This window comes from Stieleria sp. (genome assembly GCF_041595215.1).
GTDB classification, from domain to species: domain Bacteria; phylum Planctomycetota; class Planctomycetia; order Pirellulales; family Pirellulaceae; genus Stieleria; species Stieleria magnilauensis.
Map to the genome: position 1 here is coordinate 1 of NZ_JBFHKV010001494.1, position 1,562 is coordinate 1,562.

The 1,562-nt window shown below is 60.8% G+C and carries 2 protein-coding genes; both read right to left on the minus strand.

Annotation, left to right across the window (positions count from 1 at the left end):
• A partial coding sequence (locus tag ABX749_RS32420; protein ID WP_372899678.1) for a CNNM domain-containing protein occupies window positions 1–619 on the minus strand: 619 nt, incomplete at its 3' end.
• On the minus strand, window positions 616–1,562 hold a 947-nt coding region (locus ABX749_RS32425), incomplete at its 5' end, for a transporter associated domain-containing protein (RefSeq protein ID WP_372899679.1). The genes ABX749_RS32425 and ABX749_RS32420, both read right to left, overlap by 4 nt.

Consider the following 1,562-nt stretch of genomic DNA (forward strand, 5'->3'; position numbering starts at 1 on the left):
CGCCAAACGAGATCGCCGATTGATTCCCGACCTCGAATAATCGCTGGGCCAGCGACCGTTGGCCGGCAGCCAAAATTCCCGCTTCGTGTCCATCGCGCAGCACCTGGTCGAGTTCCCCTCGAGCCATTGCCAAACGAACGCGAAAGGGCGTCTGTCCGGTGAGCTGTTGCAAGCCGCGTCCCAGCAAACCAAGCAACAGCGACACGGGGGCGAACAGAACCGCGGCGGCCAACAGGAACGGACGAGCCGCCGTCAACAAACGGTGCGGAGCGTGAAAGAACAAATACTTCGGCAATGACTCACCGAACACGAACACCACTGGTGTCATCAACATCGGGCCGAGCAACTCGGCTGTCTCGCTGGAGTGAAACCACACCGCAACCGCCATCACGACGGCCAGGCTCGTCAGATAGTTGGCAAGGTTGTTTCCGACCAGCGTGGTGGCGACGAAAATCGCCGGATGATTCAGTAGCCAAACGATTCCACGGGCCGCCCACGATCCACTCAATCCGTCCAACACCAGACGTGTCCGCGAGACTCGATACAATCCCGTTTCGCTGCCGCTGAAGAAAGCGCTCAGCATCAATCCGACGAGGAACAGCACTACTGGCAGGGTCATCGCGTCTCCTCCGCTCCACCTTCGACCCGTCGGACCTCGATCCAAATCCCCTCGTCCTCTTGTTCGATCACCGACAATTGAAAACTAGCCATCGGCGCGGTGTCGCCGGGACGGGGCAATCGTTCGTTGTGCCGTTGGATATAACCAGTGACCGTCGTGACCCCTTCGCCGTCGACTTCGATCCCCAACCGCTTGGCCAACGCGCGCACACTGACCGAGCCCGACACGCGATAACGGCCCGGTTCCAATTCCTGGATCGCTGCTTCACCGAGCAAGTCATCGTCAAGACGGGGAGCCAGCACCGAGCGGAGGATATCCTCGATCGATACGGCCCCGAGCAGCTCGCCAAACTCGTTGACCACCACCGCTACCGAACGATCTTCATCGTTCAGCTGATCGAGCACCTGGGAAACCAACGCTGACCAGGGGACATAGATGACGGGTTCGCTGGCGCTGCCCAAGTCATCCAATTGACTCGGTCGCAGCATCCGCACGCCGATCGCTTTGACGATCATCTCACCCTCAGGATCGGTGACCATCAAATAGCCACTCGGATGGACGCCCTCGGCGATCACGCTGCGATCGCTCGGATCAGTGCACAACCATAACCGGCTGCGCGGCCGCATCAACTCGCTGACCCGCGTCTCGGCCATCTCGACCAATCCTCGCAGCGCCATCCGCTCGCGTTGCAACAATGCCGCATCATCGGTCCCCAATTCGATTGCCCGCTCGATGTCGGCCAGGTCAATCTCCGGCTCCGGTTCAAACGTCGGCCAGATCAAGCGGCGGGCCGCCAGATTCGTCAGCGTCACCAACGGCAACACGGGGCTGACCACTCGCACCGCCAACGCCAGCGGCGGTCCGACCAGGGTGGACAGCCGCAGCGGCGACAACACCGCCACACTCTTGGGCAGCATCTCGCTGAAAAAAATGATGGTCAGCA